General features: G+C 69.3%; 11 protein-coding genes. 3 read left to right on the forward strand and 8 right to left on the reverse strand.

Annotated elements, in window-relative coordinates; all coding sequences use genetic code 11:
- Window positions 1–131 precede the first annotated feature (131 nt).
- Both MMB17_RS09075 and MMB17_RS09080 read right to left on the reverse strand, forming a co-directional pair.
- On the reverse strand, window positions 132–710 hold the full coding sequence (locus MMB17_RS09075) for a hypothetical protein (RefSeq protein ID WP_241101779.1): 579 nt from the start codon (window positions 708–710) through the stop codon (window positions 132–134).
- Between the two features lie 145 nt (window positions 711–855).
- Window positions 856–1344: a hypothetical protein gene (locus MMB17_RS09080; protein WP_241101780.1), complete on the reverse strand. Its 489-nt coding sequence runs from the start codon at window positions 1342–1344 to the stop codon at window positions 856–858.
- A 196-nt stretch (window positions 1345–1540) separates the two neighbouring features.
- On the opposite strand from MMB17_RS09080, the gene MMB17_RS09085 reads away from it, so the two are divergent.
- Window positions 1541–3208 carry an alpha-amylase family protein gene (locus MMB17_RS09085; protein ID WP_241102158.1) on the forward strand — a complete coding sequence of 556 codons (1668 nt, stop codon included), beginning with the start codon at window positions 1541–1543 and terminating at the stop codon, window positions 3206–3208.
- Between the two features lie 22 nt (window positions 3209–3230).
- Here MMB17_RS09085 and MMB17_RS09090 read toward each other — a convergent pair whose 3' ends face one another.
- On the reverse strand, window positions 3231–5543 hold the full coding sequence (locus MMB17_RS09090) for a TonB-dependent receptor family protein (protein ID WP_241101781.1): 2313 nt from the start codon (window positions 5541–5543) through the stop codon (window positions 3231–3233).
- Between the two features lie 73 nt (window positions 5544–5616).
- Window positions 5617–5985: a DUF2946 family protein gene (locus tag MMB17_RS09095; protein WP_241101782.1), complete on the reverse strand. Its 369-nt coding sequence runs from the start codon at window positions 5983–5985 to the stop codon at window positions 5617–5619.
- Between the two features lie 208 nt (window positions 5986–6193).
- Here MMB17_RS09095 and MMB17_RS09100 point away from each other — a divergent pair, with 208 nt between their 5' ends.
- The gene (locus tag MMB17_RS09100) at window positions 6194–6841 is read left to right on the forward strand and encodes an MBL fold metallo-hydrolase (protein ID WP_241101783.1); all 648 of its coding nucleotides are present in this window, start codon (window positions 6194–6196) and stop codon (window positions 6839–6841) included.
- A gap of 217 nt (window positions 6842–7058) precedes the next feature.
- The gene (gene gyrB, locus MMB17_RS09105) at window positions 7059–9506 is read left to right on the forward strand and encodes a DNA topoisomerase (ATP-hydrolyzing) subunit B (RefSeq protein WP_241101784.1); all 2448 of its coding nucleotides are present in this window, start codon (window positions 7059–7061) and stop codon (window positions 9504–9506) included.
- Between the two features lie 735 nt (window positions 9507–10241).
- Here the strand turns inward: gyrB and MMB17_RS09110 are convergent.
- From MMB17_RS09110 to MMB17_RS09125, 4 genes are all read right to left on the reverse strand, one after another.
- Window positions 10242–10583 carry a pPIWI-associating nuclease domain-containing protein gene (locus MMB17_RS09110; protein WP_012454400.1) on the reverse strand — a complete coding sequence of 114 codons (342 nt, stop codon included), beginning with the start codon at window positions 10581–10583 and terminating at the stop codon, window positions 10242–10244.
- 9 nt (window positions 10584–10592) lie between these two features.
- Window positions 10593–11288 carry an FRG domain-containing protein gene (locus MMB17_RS09115; RefSeq protein WP_238255312.1) on the reverse strand — a complete coding sequence of 232 codons (696 nt, stop codon included), beginning with the start codon at window positions 11286–11288 and terminating at the stop codon, window positions 10593–10595.
- 111 nt (window positions 11289–11399) lie between these two features.
- On the reverse strand, window positions 11400–12581 hold the full coding sequence (locus MMB17_RS09120) for a hypothetical protein (protein ID WP_142583508.1): 1182 nt from the start codon (window positions 12579–12581) through the stop codon (window positions 11400–11402).
- Window positions 12578–12877: a hypothetical protein gene (locus MMB17_RS09125; RefSeq protein ID WP_241101785.1), complete on the reverse strand. Its 300-nt coding sequence runs from the start codon at window positions 12875–12877 to the stop codon at window positions 12578–12580. Before MMB17_RS09125 ends, MMB17_RS09120 begins: the two co-directional genes overlap by 4 nt.
- Between the last annotated feature and the right edge of the window lie 22 nt (window positions 12878–12899).

Consider the following 12899-nt stretch of genomic DNA (forward strand, 5'->3'; position numbering starts at 1 on the left):
CGGACGGGAGGCCCGCCCGCGGCGGGGGCCGCGCTCGGGCGCCCGCAGGGCGGGCCCCCGCAAGATGGGGTGCACAACGCGGCTGTTTTAAGGTGCGCCGGCCGGGGAGCCGGCCATGGCCGCCCGCCCGCTCATTCCTTGATCGCGAAGGGCTGCTCGAAGCGCGAGACCCTGTTGCCGTTGCGGTCGTGCAGGGCGTAGCCGAGCACGTAGTCGCCCGGCTCGATGCCGTTCAGCGACATGGTGATGTTCATGAAGACCTCGCGGTTCTTGTAGCGGCTCGCGAAGTCGAAGCGCTGGAACCCGTCCTGCCCGGCGAGCACCTTGCCGTCCCGGCTCTTCACCGTGAAGTCGAGCACGAAGCCGAAATGGTTCACCCCGTCGGCATCCGCCTTCCAGGTGAAGCCGATGGGCTCGAGATAGGTCACGAGATCCTCGCCCTTGGCGAAGACGCGCGAGGGGCGCTCCGTGTAGGCGCCGTAGAGTGCCGCCTTCTCCGAGACGAAGACGACGTGGCGCTGGGTCAGCGGGGTCTTCTCCCAGGCCTCGGCGAGCGCCGCCTCCAGGGATTCCACCTCGGCGAGGCCGCCGCCCGCGCTCCGCACCGGGGCGGCCGGTTTCGGGGCGGCTCCTCCCCAGAAATCCTCCGCCGCCCGGGCGGCCACGCCCGAGAGCAGCACCAGCACCAGGCCCGCGACCACGCGCTTCATCTTGGAGATCCTTTCGTGCCGGGTCCGGTTGATCCGGCTGTCTGCTCTTCCCGACGGAGCCCGGGGCCGCCCGGTTTCGGGCGGGGAGAGGGGAGCCGGCGCGATCGGTTCCGATCGGCCGGAGGCTTGTCAGGCGCCCGGTCGCCTACCGGATCGGCCGCACGCTTTTCATGATGCCGCTGATGGCCTCGGAATTGGCTGCGCGCTCCTCCTGGGAGCCCCAGAGCGTCAGCATGACCACGTTGCCGCCGCCGCCTTCGAGCAGCACGAAGTCGACGATGGTCTTTCCTTGAGAATCGGTGGTGTTGTAGCGCAGCACCTGGCCCTTGGTGCCGTTGAAGTCCATCTCGCGCTCTTCCGGCTTCACCGACCCGTCGATCTCGTTCTCGGCCATCCAATCCTTGTTCAGATTGATCATCGCGTCGAGCTTCTTGCCCTTGGCGTACTCGACATAGAACATCACCGCGCTGTCGGGCGACTTGGCGGAATAGCCGTAATCGATTTCCTTGATCTTCCAGTCGTCCGGCACGACGATGGTGACCGCCGGGTTCCCGTTCGGCACGGCAAAGTTGCGCGCATAGGCCGACGACGTCAGCGCGGCGGCCAGCGCCACGCCCAGGATCCAAGTCTTCATCGAACGCCCCCAAAGACACCGTCTCGATCGCGCGGTGTTGTCGTCACGCTTCACGGGCGCCGTTCGTGCCGTCAAGCTTGCCTGAGCAAACATCCTGCAATCGTCCCGCGATCCTCACCGGACTCTCGCGGAACGGTTAAGCTCTTGCTGGGGTTGAGCCGGGTCGCCGTCCGGAGCCCGTTCCATGAAAGCCAGCGTGATCCGCGACCTCTGGTACAAGAACGCGGTGTTCTACTGCCTGTCGGTCGGGACCTTCATGGATGCCGACGGGGACGGCACCGGCGACTTCGCCGGCCTCGAGCGGCGGCTGGACTACCTGCTCGGCCTCGGCGTCACAGCGCTCTGGCTGCACCCGTTCCAGCCCTCGCCCCAGCGCGACCACGGCTACGACATCACCGACTATTACGGGGTCGATCCGGCCTACGGCTCGCTCGGCGACTTCGTGGCCTTCACCCATGCGGCCAAGCAGCGGGGGCTCAAGGTCATCATCGACCTCGTGGTCAACCACACCTCGGACCAGCATCCCTGGTTCCAGGCGGCCCGCTCCGACCCGGCCTCGCGCTACCGCGACTGGTATGTCTGGTCGAAGACGCGGCCGGCCGATTACGACGAGGGCATGGTCTTCCCGGGCGTGCAGAAGACGACCTGGAGCTACGACGAGACGGCGAAGGCCTGGTACTTCCACCGCTTCTTCGACTTCCAGCCCGACCTGAACACCGCCAACCCGGAGGTGCAGGCCGAGATCCTCAAGATCATGGGCTTCTGGCTGGAGCTCGGCGTCTCCGGCTTCCGCATGGACGCGGTGCCCTTCGTGATCGCCCAGAAGGGCGCCGCGGTGAAGGGCGCGCCCAAGGAGCGGTTCGACCTGCTCCGGGACTTCCGCGAGTTCCTGCAATGGCGCTCGGGCGACGCCATCATCCTGGCCGAGGCCAACGTGCTGCCGAAGGACGACATGGCCTATTTCGGCGACGATGCCGACCGCATGCACATGATGTTCAACTTCCAGGTCAACCAGGCCCTGTTCTACGCGCTCGCCGCCGCGGATGTGCGGCCCCTGGTCAAGGCCCTGAAGAAGACCTGGAACCGGCCGCCCTCGGCCCAGTGGGCGATGTTCCTGCGCAACCACGACGAGCTCGATCTCGGCCGCCTGACCGAGGCCCAGCGGCAGGCAGTCTTCGCGAAGTTCGGCCCCGAGAAGAGCATGCAGCTCTACGACCGCGGCATCCGCCGCCGGCTCGCGCCGATGCTCAACGGCGACCAGCGCTGGCTGGAGCTCGCCTACGCCCTGATGTTCTCCCTGCCGGGCACCCCGGTGCTGCGCTACGGCGACGAGATCGGCATGGGCGACGACCTCTCGATCCCGGAGCGCGACTGCGCCCGCACGCCGATGCAATGGACCGCCGACGCCCAGGGCGGCTTCACCCGCAGCGACCGGCCGGTGAGCCCGCCCATCGACGCGGGGCCCTACGGCTACCCGCACGTCAACGTCGCCGCGCAGCGCCACGCCCCGCGCTCCCTGCTCAACTGGATGCAGAGCGTGATCCGGATGCGCAAGGAGGTGCCGGAGATCGGCTGGGGCGACTTCACGGTGATCGAGACCGGCGAGAACGCCGTGCTCGCCCTGCGCTACGACTGGCGCAACAACTCCGTGCTATGCGTGCACAACCTCGACGCCAAGCCCGTCGAGGCCCGCTTCGAGACCGGCGTGCCGGGGCCGGAGGGCGCCGTGCTGGTCGACCTCCTCACCGGCGCCCGCAGCGAGGCGGGGGCGGATGGCCGCCACGGCATCGTGCTGGAGGGCTACGGCTACCACTGGTACCGTGTCGGCGGCCTCGACGCGTTGTTGAAGCGCAGCGCGAACTGATCGCCCGCGCTGCGCCGGCCCTTCAGAAGCTCAGCTTCATCCCGGCCACGAAGGTGCGCGGGGCGCCGGCATAGATCGAGCCGGAGGTCGCCGCGAGCACGTCGCGCCCGTTCTGCAGGCCCGTCGTCGCGTTGAGCGAGTTGGCGAGGGGATTGGCGGAGGCGATGTAGGTCGTGTCGAACACGTTGCGGACCTCCCCGTAGAGGTCGATCCGCTTGGCGTAGCCGGCCGGCAGCAGGCGCGAATAGTGGATGTTGAGGTTGACGATCGCGTAGCCCGGCACCCGCAGCAGGTTGGCGTTGTCGAGGTAGTAGCCGTCCTGCACGATCGTTTCCGCGAAGGCCCCGAGGCCGGCCAGGGGGCCGGCCGGCACGTCGTAGCCGATCCGGGCGAGGAGCTGGTGGGCCGGCACGCCGGGGATCGCGTGGCCGGCCCGGTCGAACCGGACCGGCGCCGCCCCGGCGCTCAGCTGCTCCACGTAGTCGGTGTAGAACTGGTCGTCGAAGGTATAGGCGAGGGTGCCGCGCCAGCCCTCCCCGAACAGCCACTCCGCGCCGAACTCGATGCCGCGATGCTCCGAGGCGGGGGCGTTGAAGGTGTAGCTGAGGAGACCGAAGCCCGGCGACTGGGACAGGAGCTCGTTGCGATAGAATTCGTAGAAGCCGGTCAGGCTGAGGCGAAGGTCCGGCAGCGGCGTCCAGTCCGCGCCGAGGTCGAAGCCGAGATTCTCCTGCGTCTGCAGCTGCGTGTTGTTGCCCGGCAGGCCGGCGGAGGTGACGAAGAGGTTGCTCGCCCCCGGCGTCGCGTAGCCCGTGGCGACGCGCCCCCGGACGGCGAGGGCCTCGTTCGGCCGGTAGACCAGGGCCAGTTCCGGCGCGACGTTGAGGAAGCTGCGGTCGGCCGTGGCGAGGCTGCGGGTCAGGCTGCCGTTGGTGTAGGAATAGGCGAGGTTGCGCCCCTTGATCCAGGTGTTCTCGGCGCTGATGCCGAGCACGCCCGTCCAGGTTTCCGAGAGGGCGAGCTCCGTGCGGGCGCGCCCGCCGAGATTGGCCTGCTGCGAGAACTGGTCGCCGATCAGGGCGCCGAGGCGCGGCCCGGCGAAGGGCGTGAGGTTGAAGGTCGGCGAGTGGCCGTCCAGCGCGCTGAGGTTCAGGGCCGCGTAGGTGAGGGCCGGCAGGCCGAACAGCTCCGAGCGGTGGGTCACGTCGGCCAGGACGTTGAGGGAGGGGATGCTGCCGCGCCCCGACGAGGTGTAGAAGGCCTGGTTGATGTTGCGCTCGTCGAAGCCGGCCTGGATCCGCCAGGTCGTGTCGGCGTCCACGTCGTGCTCCCATCGCGCGGCGACGATGGTGCGCCGGTCCTTCCGCTCCAGGCCGATCTGCGCGGCCGTCACGGGAATCCTCGTCCCGAAGGCGCCGTTCCGGAAGAGCGAGTAGGTCACGCAGCCCGGCGCCGCCGTCGCGGCGCTCGCGCAGCCGCGCTGGAAGGGGTTGAGCCGGTACTCGTCGAGGGAGGCGCGGCCGGCGATGTCGGCATGCACCTCGTTGTCGATCACCTTGAGCGTGAAGCGGTTGTCCGGCGTCGGGGTGTAGCTCGCGAGCAGGTTCACCGTCTGCGTGTCGTAGCCGGTATGCTCCTGATAGCCGTTGCCGCGCACGTCGCTCGCGAACAGGCTGATCTCGACGGGGCCGCTCACGCCGCCGACGGTGAAGTAGTTGCTGAGCAGCCCGTAGCTGCCGGCATCGACGCCGACCTCGTAGCCATCGATCTCGCGGCCGGTGCGGGTGCGGAAGGCCAGGGCGCCCCCGGTGGCGAAGTTGCCGAACAGCGCCGATTGCGGGCCGCGGAAGACGTCGATGCGCGAATAGGCGCGGGGATCCACCAGATCGAACCGCGTGAAGCCCTCGGGCTGGGTGACGACGAAGCCGTCCTCCAGCACCACCATGTTGCGGGTCACGCCGGTGGAGCGGGCGTTGTTGCCGCGGATCGAGATCACGACGTCGCGGGCGCCGTTGCCCTGGCGCACGGTGACGCCCGGGCTGTTGAGCAGCACCGCGCCGATCCCGGTGGCCGGCCGGTTGGCGATGACGTTCTCGCGGCCCACCGCGGTGACCACCTGGCCCACGGGATGCTCGATCACCGCCGCGGCCGAGCCGGGCGGGCCCGCGACGCCGAACGCCTTGCCGGTGCCGGCGACGGAGACCTCTTCGAGGGTGATGGCGGGGGAATCCTCGGCCCGGGCCGGCGTCGCGGGCAGGAGCAGGACGGCGAGGAGGGCGGGCGCACGGAGGAGGGACGCACGGGCGGCAGGGCCCTGCGGGAGGGAGAAAGGCATCGGGGAAGACTCGTCTGATCCGGCGGCGTGCGGGCGGCACCGCCGCGGAGGGCGTCGGGAAGGGCGCTGGCGATCAGACGGAGGCAGGCGGCGCGCGGGGCTGGCCGGGGGGATGGTCGGAAACGATCCGGGCGGGCGGGGGCGGGATCGGCCAGGCGGCGGCGATCCGCCAGGACGGGGCGGCCAGGGCGGGCGGCGCGGCCGGGAGGATGGCGCCGGTCAGGCCCGCGGCGCAGAGGCCGCAGAGCTGGCAGGCGGCGTGCGGGGCCTGTTGGGCGGGATCGTCCGGGTCGGTCTCCGCGCCGGAAGGGCCGCAGATCACGGCATGGGCGACGGGATCGGCGGCGAGCGCCATGGCGCGCAGGGCGGCCGCGGGGGCCAGGGCCTGGAGCCAGAGCGCGAGGAGGATCAGCCCCGCTCCGATGATGCCGCGCTGCGCCACGTGCCCCACTTCGTTCCGCGGCGGCAGCGATAGCGGGCGCGTGATGGGGCCGCCAGCCACGGCCGCGCTTGGCCGGCGCGTTCCGGGCGCATGGGGCCACCCTGTGGCCGGGCGGTCACGCCGCCGGCCCGGGATGCCCCGGCCGGCGTTCCGCGCTAGAAGGCGGCAGGACGCGCCGCCAAGGCGCCTTTCGCGCACAGGGACCGCCATGCCAGGAACGCCCCGCGCCGGGATCATCCCGGTCACGCCCTTCCAGCAGAACTGCACCCTGATCTGGGACGAGGCCACCAAGGTCGGCGCGGTGGTCGATCCGGGCGGCGACCTCGAGCGCATCGAGAAGGCGATCCGGGATCAGGGGGTGAGGGTCGAGAAGATCCTGCTCACCCACGGCCATATCGACCATGCCGGCGGCGCGGCCGAGCTGAAGGAGCGCCTCGGCGGCGTGCCGATCGAGGGCCCGCACGCGGCCGACAAGTTCCTGCTCGACAGCCTGCCGCTGACCGGCGCCGATTACGGGCTCGACGGCGCCCGCGCCGTCACCCCCGACCGCTGGCTCGACGAGGGCGACAGCGTCACGGTCGGCGGCCTCGGCTTCGACATCCTGCACGCCCCCGGCCATTCCCCGGGCAGCGTCGTGTTCGTGAGCCGGGACGCCCGCTTCGCGCTGGTCGGCGACGTGGTGTTCCAGGGTTCGGTCGGCCGCACGGACCTGCCCGGCGGCAATCATGAGCAGCTCATCCGCATGATCAAGGAGAAGCTGCTGCCCCTCGGCGACGACGTCGCCTTCACCCCCGGCCACGGCCCGACCAGCACCCTCGGCAAGGAGCGCGCGACGAACCCGTTCCTGCAGGATTGAGGCGGACCCCGCGGGCCCCCGGCAGGGCCCTAACGCCGCGTTAAGCTCCCCCCTTCAAGAGGGGGAATCAGGCGGCGCTCGGTGGCCGGAAAACGATGTAATCCCAAGGCGAAACCCCTATATCAGGGGACCCGAACGAATCGCAGGCGCGCGCCTGGGCCGACGAGGCCCTCGCGTGGGAACCACGAAGCCGGAAACCGCCTGCCCGAGGAACTGCATGTCCGATAACGAGAACAACGAACACGCCGACAGCTACGGCGCAGAATCGATCCGCGTGCTGAAGGGCCTCGATGCGGTCCGCAAGCGTCCCGGCATGTATATCGGCGACACCGACGACGGTTCCGGCCTCCACCACATGATCTACGAGGTGGTGGACAACGCCATCGACGAGGCGCTCGCGGGCCACGCGGACCTCGTCACGGTGACGCTGAACGCCGACGGCTCCTGCACGGTCACCGACAACGGCCGCGGCATCCCCACCGACATCCACAAGGAGGAGGGCGTCTCGGCGGCTGAGGTCATCATGACCCAGCTGCATGCGGGCGGGAAGTTCGACCAGAATTCCTACAAGGTCTCCGGCGGCCTGCACGGCGTCGGCGTGTCGGTGGTCAACGCCCTCTCCACCTGCCTCAAGCTGCGGATCTGGCGCGGCGGCAAGGAGCACCGCATGGAGTTCCGCCACGGCGATGCCGTGGCGCCGCTGGAGGTGGTCGGCCCGGCCGGCGAGCGCCGGGGCACCGAGGTGACCTTCTATCCCTCGCCCGAAACCTTCTCGATGATCGAGTTCGACTACCCGACGCTGGAGAAGCGCCTGCGCGAGCTCGCCTTCCTCAATTCGGGCGTGCGCATCGTGCTCACCGATGCGCGCCATGCCGAGCACAAGCGCGAGGAGCTCTGCTACCAGGGCGGCGTCGAGGCCTTCGTGCGCTATCTCGACCGTTCCCGGAAGCCGGTCGAGGGCATGTCGAAGCCGGTCACGGTGCTGGGCGAGCGCGACGGCATCCGCGTCGAATGCGCGTTCTGGTGGAACGACTCGTTCAACGAGACGGTGCTGCCCTTCACCAACAACATCCCTCAGCGCGACGGCGGCACCCATCTCGCCGGCTTCCGCGCGGCGCTCACCCGCCAGCTCACGGGCTATGCCGAGTCCTCCGGCATCGCCAAGAAGGAGAAGGTGGCGCTCACCGGCGACGATTGCCGCGAGGGCCTGACCGCCATCGTCTCGGTGCAGGTGCCCGACCCGAAATTCTCCTCGCAGACCAAGGACAAGCTGGTCTCCTCCGAGGTGCGCCCGGCGGTGGAGAACATCCTCAACGAGGGCCTGTCCAACTGGCTGGAGGAGCATCCCGGCGAGGCCCGCTCCGTGATGGGCAAGGTCGTGCTCGCCGCCGCCGCCCGCGAGGCGGCGCGCAAGGCGCGCGAGACCATCACCCGCAAGGGCGCCCTCGACATCGCCTCGCTCCCGGGCAAGCTCGCCGATTGCCAGGAGCGCGACCCGTCCAAGTGCGAGCTGCTGCTGGTGGAGGGCGATTCCGCCGGCGGCTCGGCCAAGCAGGGCCGCGACCGCACCTTCCAGGCGGTGCTGCCGCTGCGCGGCAAGATCCTCAACGTCGAGCGCGTGCGCGCCGACCGGATGCTGTCCTCGGCGGAGATCGGCACGCTGATCACGGCGCTCGGCGCCGGCATCGGCCGCTCCTCGACGGACCGCGAGGGCTTCAACCCGGAGAAGCTGCGCTACCACCGCATCATCATCATGACCGATGCGGACGTGGACGGCTCGCATATCCGCACGCTGCTGCTCACCTTCTTCTTCCGGCAGATGCCGGAGGTGATCGAGCGCGGGCACCTCTACATCGCGCAGCCGCCGCTCTACAAAGCCGAGCGCGGCCGCCGCACGATCTACCTGAAGGACGAGCGGGCGCTCGAGGACTACCTGATCGACCAGGGCGTCGAGGGGGCGGTGCTGCGCCTCGCCTCCGGCACGGAGTTCGGTGGCGAGCAGCTCAAGACCCTGGTGGAGGAGGCCCGCGGCTTCCGCAGCATCCTGCAGGGGCTCCACACCCGCTACGACCGCTCGGTGGTGGAGCAGGCCGTGCTGGCCGGCGCCTTCGCCCGGGACGCGGCGGAGAATCCCAGCGAGGCCGAGGTGCTGGCCGATGTCGCGGCCAAGCGGCTCGACCGCATCGCCGAGGATATCGAGCGGGGCTGGACCGGCGCGGCCTCCGAGGGCGGCTACGTCTTCAGCCGGACGCTGCGCGGCGTGAAGCAGGTCTCGACGCTGGATGCGAGCCTGATCGCCTCGCAGGAGGCCCGCCGCCTGGCGGACCGCTCCGAGGCGCTGCAGGAGATCTACGGCGAGCCGGTGACGCTGGCCCGCAAGGGCGACGAGACGGTGCTGCACGGCCCCGTGGCCCTGTTCGAGGCGGTGATGGCCTTCGGCCGCAAGGGGCTGCAGCTCCAGCGCTACAAGGGCCTGGGCGAGATGAACCCGCACCAGCTCTTCGAGACCACCCTCGACCGGGAGACGCGCTCGCTGCTCCAGGTGAAGGTGAAGGACCTGACCGACGCGGACGATCTGTTCGTGAAGCTGATGGGCGACGTGGTGGAGCCCCGCCGCGAGTTCATCCAGGAAAACGCGTTGAGCGTCGCCAATCTCGACATCTGAGCGAGAGGGCTGTAATTTCTCAGTAAAGTTTGACCCTATGGAAGGGTAACTTGACCGGATTTACTGAGAAGTTCGACCCTCGCGGCTCTGGGGGAAAGTGATTAGGCTGCCTTTCAAAGCGAATAGGCTGACCTATGAAAGCGATTAAGTGTTCTTCCCGGGCATCCTGGTGCGTTCAACAGGCAGCTGGCGTTCGAGACCGAGGGCGAAAAGAGCGCGCGCCATCCGTGGCGCTCGTTATAGCACGGGACAGGCGCAAGTGCCTACTTCCGACGTGAAAGCCAACGCCAGCTTGAGATCTCACCTGGTTCGGGAGATCCACGGACAGTCGGCTGTCTTTGCTTAAAGGTAATCTGGTGCTTACGCGTAGGGAAAATAGCAAAGCTTGGTGAATAACGGCGCGGCCGCGGCATCCCCCCGGATGCACCGCGCCCCGCCAACTACGCCCACCGGGAGGCACGTCGGCCGGAAATCGGCCTCTCGGCTTCACCCGTCGCCGAGCATTTCTCAACGAGCCAGGCTCGCTCTTGAACGGCGGGTCGCGCCCGTCCGTCGGATCGTTGATGATCCCGAAGTCCTCGCCAGGTTCATAGAACAGTCGACCGCAATCGAGGTCAGGTGCGAATGGCCCGCCTTCGGTCAGGAAGTACGCATCACCGTCGTGTCTGACGTAGAGGGGGACTCATCCCTCCGCTCCGTCACCATAAATACGCCCCTGCGGTTCCCGTGGCCGTTTCAGGCGTAGAAGCTGCTCGTGTCCACCTTCAGCCGTAGGATGACCGGCCCCGCGGGGGAGAGGCTGCCCTCGAACCGTCCTGGAAAGGTCTCCGATACCGTAAGGCCGTCCGCGCCGTTCCCGTAATTCAGGGTGCAATGGACGTTGATCGGGCCCTCGAAGCTGCCGGCACGCACCTTGATCTCGTCGGCGAAGACCTCGACGGAGTCGACGTGCGTGTGCGCCGACAGCGCGCCCAGGTCCCCCCAGGCTTCGGTCCCGGTCAGGTCGATCTCTCGCACGGCCGTTGCGACGGCCTGGAGGACAGCCGCATCCGTGCTTGCTGCGTCAGGGCCCGGCATGCAACCTCCTCAGAACACGGCGGCGCCAATGCCGAGACGCTGCCGATACTGCCAGCTCAGCGAGAGACATACGCCCTCAAGGCTAGCCCAGATATGGGCCGCATCGATGCCGAGGCTGAAGAGCTTGCGCTGGAAGCGCGACCGGACCCCTCGCGGTATGACGAAGCTGTTTTCAGCCAGTCCGCTCGGCATCCAGGGTTCGCTGGGCCTGGGATGGACGGAGAACAACCCGCGCTGGCTCGCGATCCTCGGGGCCGTCGTGGTCGGGAGCAGGAACCCCACGCGGTCGATCTCGAACGGGCCCGGTCCGCCCTCCGGATTTATGACGAGCGTGTCGTCCACCGGATAGGCGTAGATCACGGCATCGGCGTCCAAGGGGTCGCTGGAGACCGCGAAGAAGCACGCGACGAGTGGGTTGGTCGTCCAGTCCAGGAGGCGCGTCGGCAGCCCGAAATGCTGCCCCAGGGCCAACCAGTCCCAATCGGTCGCCCCCGGCAGCGAGACGTGCAACCGTGCCTCGCGCTTGAAGGCGCGGAACAGGTGCTCCTCGAACAGCGGGTCGTGGTTCGGCGTGCGGCCCGCGCTCGGCACACATAGGAATTCGCGGGACGCGCAGCCCCGAAAGACCCAGCGCGAGTGCATGCGCCGGTCCAGGAAGTCCTGGAAGGATTGCCAGGTCTCCTGCGCCGACTTGAGACGCTCCACGGTGTCCGCGGCCGAAGCTGGGCCACGCGGCTGGACCGGCTCCGCCGAGACGCCACGGAGCGGTTTGGGAGGGGGTCGGGTCGGAGGTCTCATCGACGATGTCCGGTCGGGTCAGCGCATTCCGGCCAGGTGCGCGCGGTACAGGGCGGTCGTGAAGTCGCGGGCGATCTCGCACGACATGCCCGCGTGCACCGCGAGGTCCGTCGCAGCCACCGCTTCCGCCAGGACGACCACCGGAACCCCGACGGCCCGGGCGTGCCCGATGACGGCGCTCGTTCCCGGGTCGCCGCCATCCGCAAGCGCGAGGACAGCCGTGCAGGCCCTCAGTCCGGCGAGCGCGGGACCGGCGCTCGCGGCAAGCCGCTCGCCGTACTCATGGAACGGCGAGAACACCTCGCTCCCGAGATCAAGAAGCCACCACCGTGCCTGGTCGAGGAGCCAACGTTGAGGCAGCGTCGCCGCCGGTCCCGAAAGAAAGACCCGCCCCCCATGCGCCGTGTCCGGCTGCGGCACGAGAGCGCTCAAGGCATGCGGCGCCGGGAGAGGCAGGCGATGACCGTCGTTGAAATGGGCGACGCTGCGCGATGCCAGGTCGGCGGCCTCGACGGGGTCGAGCCGGCGCTCGCCCCAGTAGTGCGCGAAGGCGGCGCAGAACACGTCGCCGGAGCCGATCTTGAACCACGTGTCCGATATGTAGGCCGGAACCAGCCGCGGCTTCGTGTCACCGACATAGACGCTGGCGCCGCCGATGGCGTGGCGGGCGACAACGACCGAGGCGCCCTCATCGGCCATGATGCGTGTCGCCACATCCATCGCCTCCTGCGACGAATCCGCCGCAGCGAGCATGTAGTCCCTCACCACGTATGCCAGCTCGCCCGCCCGCGACCCTGACGCCGAGAAGGCCGCCTCGGGACTGTCCGACTGCGGGTCGTGGACGGCCCGGCCGGCCACGACCGTGGCCGGCCCCTCCAGCATCCCGAAGCTCAGCACGACCTCCCCGGAGACCGTGATGCGGGGCAGACCGGCCGACGCCTTGGGCACGGGCTCCTTGCTCAGGGGATGGTAGTACTCGAAGACGAGTTCCTTCTCGATCTCGACCACTTCGGCACGGACGCCGAACGACGCCATGGTCGCGCGTACGTCCGCCGCCCAACCCGAGTAGGCGTAGGTGTGCAGCACGGAGCCGGGCGCGAGCCCGCTCACGGCCACGGCGGCCCGGCCACCGGAACCGTAAATCCGGTCCCATTCCGGGTAAGCGCAGACCTCCCGGTAACTGCCGCCCACGATGATCATGGGTCGGTCCTCGACACCGTCACCACGCACCGCGTCGACGAGACCTCCTCGACATGGGCGACGAAGGGCACCTCCCGCGCGAGGCAGTCGAGAAGCCGCGTCAGACCCGGGAACGCGGCGAGGGCGCCCACCACGGCGCCCTCGCCGTTCCGGCAGATCGCGCCGACCGCGGCCCCCTCGTGGACAAGCTCGATCCGCAGGTCGTCGCCCTCGCGTACCCGGTCCGCCGCCTCACGACGCACCCCTATCAGGTCGACGGTGAGGTGGAGGTCGCAACCGTCGCCGGACTGCTGCAATCGCCGCGGAGCCCGCCCTCGC

It is taken from the genome of Methylobacterium organophilum, from assembly GCF_022533465.1.
Classification (GTDB): domain Bacteria; phylum Pseudomonadota; class Alphaproteobacteria; order Rhizobiales; family Beijerinckiaceae; genus Methylobacterium; species Methylobacterium organophilum.